Origin of the sequence: Methylobacterium sp. J-090, from assembly GCF_022829345.1 — a bacterium.
In the GTDB taxonomy this organism is placed as follows: Bacteria; Pseudomonadota; Alphaproteobacteria; order Rhizobiales; family Beijerinckiaceae; genus Methylobacterium.
Genome location: NZ_JAKSXV010000107.1, coordinates 1 through 6,523 on the forward strand (window position 1 = coordinate 1; position 6,523 = coordinate 6,523).

Below are 6,523 nucleotides of genomic sequence, written 5' to 3' on the forward strand. Positions count from 1 at the left end.
GTCGGGCACCGCATCGGAGGGCGCAGTCGCGGTCGCCGGGCCGTCCACGACCTTGGTCACCGGGGAGACGGCATCGCCGAGCGCCGCACCACCCTTGTCGGACACCACGCCCGTGGGCGCGGTCGCCGGGCCATCTACGACCTTGGTCACCGGGGAAACGGCATCGCCGAGCGCCGCGCCGACCTTGTCGGGCACCGCATCGGAGGGCGCAGTCACCGGGCCGCCCACGGTCTGCGTCACCGGGGAGACGGCATCGCCGAGCGCCGCGCCGGCCGTGTGAAGCGGTGCGTCCGTGGACGCAGGCGTGGTGGACGTCGCCGGATCGGTGCGGACGGGCGCCGGGCCGGTCACACCCAACGCTTCGGCAACGCCTCCCGGTGCCGTGAGGACGCCCTGTCCCGCCAGCCCCTCGACCACCTGTCCGAGGCCGCCGCTCGGCCCGGACGGCGGGGTCGCATCTGGAGCGGATGCCGTCCCGGGAAGGATGGGAAGGACCGCTGCGATGTCCGGGGTCGCACTGCCACCGACGATCGGCTCGGCCGTCTCGGAGACCGCACCCGTGGCCGAAGCCGGCGCGGCCGCCGCGTTGCCAAGGCCCCCCGGATTGGTGACGGCCCCCAAATCGGTCAGGCCCCCCGCGTCGGTGAGGGCGCCGAGCGGGCCCTGAACCGCGCCGATCGCCTCATTCGCAGCGGGGAGGAGCGGGCTCGCGACCGGGGCGAGGGCGTCGGTCACCGCTTCGACGGCCGTGCCCGACGAGCCGACCGAGGGGCCGACGGACAGCGCGCCACCGGCGGGCTCCGTGCCCGCGGCCCCGGGTATGGTCGGGCTCGCCGGCCCCACGACGGGAGCGTCGATGGCTGCGGCAAGGGGACCCGTCAGGGTCTCGACGGAACCGGTGACGGTGGAAAGGACAGGGGGACTCGTGCCGGAGCCCTCGGCTCCGAGGGGGGGAACGGTCGATCCCACCACGTCCGCGAGGGACCCCGTCACCGTCGCCACGGGTGCTCCGGCATCGGGAAGCTGCGCGCCGACCTCCGCGACGGTGCTTCCGACGAGGGCCGTCGGCGAAGCCTCCGTCAGGGGGGAACTCACCGAGGCTGTCGCCGCAGCACCGCCGCCGCCGAGGACCTGTCCGCCGACCTCAGCGACGATGTCCCCGACATGCGCCGCCGCCGCTCCTGCCGTCTCGGTGACGGTGTGTCCGACATGCGCTGCCGCCGCTCCTGCCGTGTCGGTGACAGTGTGTCCGACATGCGCCGCCGCCGCTCCTGCCGTCTCCGTGGCGGTGTGCCCGACATGCGCTGCTGCCGATCCTGCCGCCGCCTTGACGGTGGGCTCGAGATGGGCTGCAGCGTCCCCTTTCGTCTCGGTGATCGCAGCCGGCAGCCGCCCCAGCGCGTGGAGCCCGTCACCCGCCTTGTCCGGTACGGTGGCGAGACCTTGCACGATGGCGTCCGGCAGACCCGCGAGACCCGTGACCGCGTTGGTTGCGACCGGGGCCGGTCCGGCGAACGCGTCCACGCCCTCACCGGTGCCGGCCGAGAGGGCCGAAGGTGCCGGGCCGGACGGTCCGGGTTCGACCCCGCGGCTCCCGGTGGCCCCGTCGACCAGATGTCCGATCTGGCTTGCGAGCACCGGGAGGGTGGGCAGGCCGACGGCCGGAGGCAGCCCGCCGGGTGTCGCCAGTGCCGACGCGGCATTCTCGATGAGGCCGCGCACGGTGTCGGCCGCGCTGGTCGGCTCCACCCGCGCGACGGATTGGGCCGCCTGGGACCCGATGACGGGTCCGAGGACCGCGAAGGTGGGCAGGGACGAGGCGAGGAGGGACGGCGACAGGTGGCTGCCGGCAACCGCGGGCTCCACGGGTACGACGCCGGGAGCGGGCGGAGCCGAAGCCTGCGCGGCCTGACCGGCGTCATGCGTCGCCGGGCCGGCTTCATGAGCGGCTCCAGCGCCCGGCGCAGCCTCGGCCGAGGGCCTACTGGCGGGCGATGGGGCCGTCCCCTCGCTGGCGTGACTCACGCCGGCGTCTCGCTGCAGGACTGGGGAGGCGGGGGCCTCGGACGCTCCGGTCTGCGGTCCGGCTGCGGCGGCGATCGCGGCCACGTCCGACTTGTGCATCGCCGCCTCGGTCGCCCCGGCATCCCCGTGCTGCCCCGAGGAGTGCGGGGCGCCCTGGCCGGGGCCGGGCGCCTGATCGGCGCGCGACGGCGCGGTGTGGACCGCCTTCTCGTGCTCCGGACCGGCCCGCATCTCCGCGGCCTTGTAGGCCGCGCGCTCCAGTTCCAGCGCCTTCACCGAGGTGGGGTAGAGCGCGCCGAGCACCAGGCTGCTCGCCATCGTTCCGAACCCGATCGCCTCGGCGCTCGAGCGCTCCGAGAGCGTCGCGCGATCGCGGGCGGCACTCGACGACCCGGTCCGCGCAGCGATCGCCGGGCCGAGCGTCGCGCCCGGCTTGAGGGCGCCGCCGCCCAGCGATGCCGCGACGGCGGTGTTCCAGACCGGGGGGGCGCCCTCCTTGGGGAGAGGGCCGTTGCTGCGAAGCGGCGCGTCATTTCTCATGGAACGCTCCTGAAATCTGATCGAGGAGGGGTGCGATGAGGTAGTCGACCAGGGTACGCGGCCGTGTCGTGACCACGACCTGCGCCGGCATGCCGGCCTGAAGCTCGACTTTCGACCGTTCGAGGTCGTCGGGATTCATGCGTACGAGGACCGAGTAATAGCCCTGGCCCGAGCGTTCGTCCGTCAGCCGGTCGGCGGAGACGGTCACCACCTCGCCGTTGATCACCGGCCGTTCGTTGCGCACGAAGTTCGTGAGACGGATGTCCGCGTGGCGGCCCGGCACGACTTCGTGGATGTCGGCGAGGCGCAGCTTGGCTTCGACCATCAGGGGATTGCTCCTGGGAACGATGTCGAGCAGCCGGGCCCCCTGCTGGATGACGCCGCCCTGGGTGAAGATCGATAGGCCGACGACCGCACCCGTGGCCGGCGCGGTGATCCGTGTCCGCGTCAGCACGTCCCGGGCGGCGTCGATCTTCGGCGCCAGTTCGGCGAGGCGGGACTGGGCCGTGCGAAGGGCGTTGGTGACCTCCGTCGTCCGCGCCCGCTCGAGTTTGGCGATCTCCAGCTTGGCGGCGCCGATGGCCTCGTCCGTCGAGGCGATGTCCGAGAGGCGGGCACCCTGGTCTCCCAGGAGTCTGGCCGCCTCCCGCTCCAAGGACAGAACCCGGGTCTTCGGCGTCAACCCGGAGGCCAGGAGGTAGCGCGCGCCCTTGGCCTCCTCCTCGATCAGGTCGCCCTGCCGCTTCAGGCCGTCGAGCTGGGCCTGGGAGCCGCGCTTCTGTTCCTGGAGCTGTCCGATCCGCTGGCGCAGCAAACCGGTCTCGGATTCGAATTGCCGTGTGCGCGCCCGCATCACGGCCCGTTCGTTGGCCATGGCCTGGGCGATGCCCGCCTCACCCTGGCGATCAGTAAGGGCCGTGCCGAACGCGGGCTCCGGGCGCCCCTCACGCTCCGCCATCAGGCGCGCTTCCTCGGCCAGGAGGGCGCCGCCCTCCGCAAGCAGCACGTCGAGGCGCGAACGGGGCTCGGTATCCGACAGGGTGAGCAGGATCTGTCCCTTGCCGACCTGATCCCCTTCCCGCACGAGAAGGTCCTTCACCACGCCGCCATACGGATGCTGCACCGATTGCCGGCGCCCCTCGACCTGCAGCACGCCTTCGGCCGTTGCCGCCCCCGAGACCGGCGCGAACAGGCCCCACAGGACGACCGCCGCCACGAAGAGCACGATCACGCCGAAGCCGGCGAGGGCGGGCCGGAGCGGGTTGGCGCGCACGAGGGGCGCACGCCGCCCGTTCGGCGGCTCGAGATCCTGCTGCAGGGACCGGGGGGACGAGATCGCCTCCGACATGCGTTCCTCCTCAGGCGGCCGAAGGGGCAGGTTCCCGCGCGGCGGGCGGAGGGGCGCTCTCGCGGGTCCGGCGCAGGTGTGAATCCACTTCGTCAGGCGGCCCGAAGCATTCGATTCGGCCGCCGCGCACGAGCATCAGGGCGTCGACGACGTCGAGGATCGTCGTGCGATGAGTGATGACGATGATCGTCGTCCCCTTCGCCTTCAGGGACAGGAGGACGTCCCTGAGCGCGTTCTCGCCCGTGGTGTCGAGGTTCGCGTTCGGCTCGTCGAGGACGAGGAGCGCGGGACGCCCGAGGAGGGCGCGGGCGAGGCCTAGCCGCTGCCGCTGACCTCCGGAAAGGCCGATGCCGCCGGCCCCGAGCGGCGTGTCGTACTGCTCGGGCAGATCGAGGATCATTCCGTGGATGCCGGCGAGCTCGGCCGCCTCGATGATCTCCTCCACCGAAGCCTCGCCGAAGCGGGCGATGTTTTCGCGGACGGTTCCGGCGAACAGCCCGACATCCTGCGGCAGGTAGCCCACCTCGCGCCCGAAGATGAGCGGGTCCCAGTGCTCGTAGGCGATGCCGCCGAACTGGAGCTTCCCGGCGCTCGGCGGGATGGCGCCGACGATGAGCCGCGCCAAGGTGCTCTTACCGGAACCGCTCGGACCGACGATGCCGACGGCCTGTCCCGTCGGGATCTCGAACGCGACGTCCCGCAGAATTGGACGCGTCTTGCCCGAAACCGCGTAGGTGAGCTCTTCGGCCGCCAGCGTGTTCGCGTTCTTCGGCACGATGGTGCGGCGGACGGAGGCCGGAACCTCCTGCAGAAGGCTGGACACCTGCCGGTAGCCTTCGCGTGCGCTGCTGAGCTGCTTCCAGGTCGCCACCGCCTGCTCGACGGGAACGAGGGCGCGGCCCATCACGATGCTCGCGGCAAAGATCGTCGCCGGCATGATGGCGTGGTCGATGGCGAGCCAAGCCCCGGTGCCGAGCATCAGCGACTGCAGCAGCAGGCGCGCGAAGCGGATGCTCGACGTCATGTAGGCGTTTCGGTCGCTGGCCGAAGCCTGCTGCGCCACCATCGCGCGCCGGTTCGTCTGCCAATGCCGCTCCACCGCCGGCTGCATGCCCATGGCCGCGACAACGTCGGCATGGCGCAGGATGTTCTCGGTGAAGGTGTAGGATTGCTGTCCGGCCTCCTCTGCGGCCTTGAGGGCGGTGCGCGTCATCACCTCGTTGAGGATGGCGAGTCCGAACAGGGTCATGGCGCCGATCGTGGCCACGATCCCGAGGATGGGGTGGATGAAGAACAGCAGCAGCAGATAGATCGGAATCCAGGGGAGATCGAAGGCGAAGTAGATCCCCGGTCCCGTCACGAAGGTGCGGAAATCGTCGAATTGGCGAAGCTGCTGCGCGCTCTTGGAGAATCCCTGCTTGGCCGAGCGTGTGACCAAAGCCTCGAAAACGCGGCCGGCCAGGTATCCGTCGAGCCGGATCCCGCATCGGATCAGCACCTGGGACCGCATCGCATCGAGCGCCGACATCGTCAGCAACGCGGCCGCCAGGATCAGCGTGAGAAGTACCAGGGTCGGGACGTTCTCGCTCACCAGAACCCGGTTGTAGACCTGCATGAGATACAGCGGCGAGCTCAGATAAAGTAGATTGATGACGCTGCTGAATAGAGCGGCTACGCCGAAATGAGGCCAGAGCGACTGGAGCGCAGACCTGATTTCCTGATTCGGCGCTCCGCCAGCCGCTCGCATGAACATGCGCGCTTCTCCTTTGCCAATCAGTCACAGACTTTCCACCGACGGGAGCGACACATCGCTGAACGGGGACCGTGTGCATGGCGTCGTTGCCGCGGTGCACAATCTAGAGATTCGAGGCGCACCGCATCGTGACTAAAAACGTCTACCGATTAATGAGACGTCGATTTTAAATACTCTAATTTCCCCGAAACTGAAATATTCGATCCGTCCTGTCAACCTAAAATAAAAACAGCTAAGCTTTTTTGGTCAATAACAACGATTTGACGAGTCCAAAATTCACGTAAACAAATGATACGATTAATCTTAAGTAGAATGTAAATGAGTATTTCGGTAGTTTGTATAAGATCCACGCTGCAGATGAGCTGTTCTAAATTTGGAAACTTGCATGCTGCCTCAGTACGAATCGTACCTATGCCGATTTGAACTCAAGTAAATAATTCCGCGCATCAGAAATCAATGACGATGTTCTTGATGGCGTATGATTCCAAATTCTGATGACTTAAATCTTATAAATACACATTACAATTATTGTTTCTTAAAAAATCAACAAATAAATAACAGGGTAATGATGTTAAGTTTTTTAGAGCGGAAATTGAATTGTGAATTAATTCAAATGGAGGTCATTCTTCCTCGAACAAAGTGGCGAATATCGATAGTTTGGGGGATTTGGTTCTCATGGGTAGGAGTGATCGCCATGTAATTACCCACCCCCTTGTGCGGGTTGGGTTTCGCTGATTCCTTTGTAGGATGGGCCGAAGCGATCTTGAGCGGCTGAGCCGCAAGGAACTGATCGAGTTGGTGCTGCGGATGCAGCGCCCGACGAAGACCTCGCGCACGTCTTCGAAGCCGCCCGCGAC

4 protein-coding genes are annotated in these 6,523 nt (G+C 67.6%); all 4 read right to left on the reverse strand.

The features are described 5' to 3' along the window. A partial coding sequence (locus MKK49_RS23135) for a hypothetical protein (RefSeq protein WP_244032332.1) occupies positions 1-2,565 on the reverse strand: 2,565 nt, incomplete at its 3' end. Continuing rightward, positions 2,555-3,913, reverse strand: a complete 1,359-nt coding sequence (locus tag MKK49_RS23140) for an HlyD family type I secretion periplasmic adaptor subunit (RefSeq protein WP_244032333.1) — start codon at positions 3,911-3,913, stop codon at positions 2,555-2,557. The genes MKK49_RS23140 and MKK49_RS23135, both read right to left, overlap by 11 nt. Before the next feature lie 10 nt (positions 3,914-3,923). Next, on the reverse strand, positions 3,924-5,666 hold the full coding sequence (locus MKK49_RS23145; RefSeq protein ID WP_313899201.1) for a type I secretion system permease/ATPase: 1,743 nt from the start codon (positions 5,664-5,666) through the stop codon (positions 3,924-3,926). Positions 5,667-6,275: 609 nt separating this feature from the next. Further along, positions 6,276-6,523, reverse strand: a 248-nt coding sequence (locus MKK49_RS23150; RefSeq protein ID WP_244032337.1) for a hypothetical protein, incomplete at its 5' end; no start/stop codon positions are given.

Coding starts and splice junctions, on each gene's coding strand:
- MKK49_RS23145 (WP_313899201.1), bottom strand. CDS start 5,666: ATGTTCATGCGAGCGGCTGGCGGAGCGCCGAATCAGGAAATCAGGTCT.
- MKK49_RS23140 (WP_244032333.1), bottom strand. CDS start 3,913: ATGTCGGAGGCGATCTCGTCCCCCCGGTCCCTGCAGCAGGATCTCGAG.